We start from the raw sequence: 516 nt of genomic DNA on the forward strand, positions 1-516 counted from the left end.
CACAGATCATCGAGTATTATGGCGCCCGATGGAAGATCGAATCCGGCTTCAAGGAGCTGAAGCAGGAAATCGGCAGCTGCAAGAGTCAGTGCCGGAATGCGCAGGCCGTGACCAACCATCGCTGCCAGCCATGGAGAGCGAAGCGAAGGCTGGTAGACCCCAGTAGCCGCGAGGCCGCACTGTTTTCCCGGCGTGCCTTGCGCCAGAGGGAAAACAAAGTAGGTCTCCGAACGCGGCGTCCAGTCATTGGGAGCCAAGTACGGAGCAGCAACGAGCTTGCGAAGTTGTTGCGTAGTGCTGGGTGACCAGGACGGCTGGGGCACCAATAGGTTGTCAAAGGCCGAGTCGATTTTGGGGACTGGGATGTCCCAAAATCTATCACGAGGCCGAAGACACGCTTGCTGAATTTTTGTATGATGGCCGTTACGCTGACCTGGATCTATGCGGATCGGTTGAAGGCAGATCCGGAACGCCGGCATAAAGTGAAAGGACGTACCAGTTTTGCCTTTTCCGATG

At 56.4% G+C, this 516-nt stretch carries 1 protein-coding gene; it reads right to left on the reverse strand.

Annotated elements, in window-relative coordinates; all coding sequences use genetic code 11:
* Positions 1 to 323 (reverse strand): hypothetical protein (locus ACOCD2_RS26185; RefSeq protein WP_419588827.1); only part of this gene is annotated, 323 nt, incomplete at its 3' end.
* Positions 324 to 516: the final 193 nt, after the last annotated feature.

Origin of the sequence: Thiolapillus sp., assembly GCF_048562965.1 — a bacterium.
Taxonomy (GTDB): domain Bacteria; phylum Pseudomonadota; class Gammaproteobacteria; order Chromatiales; family Chromatiaceae; genus Thiolapillus; species Thiolapillus brandeum_A.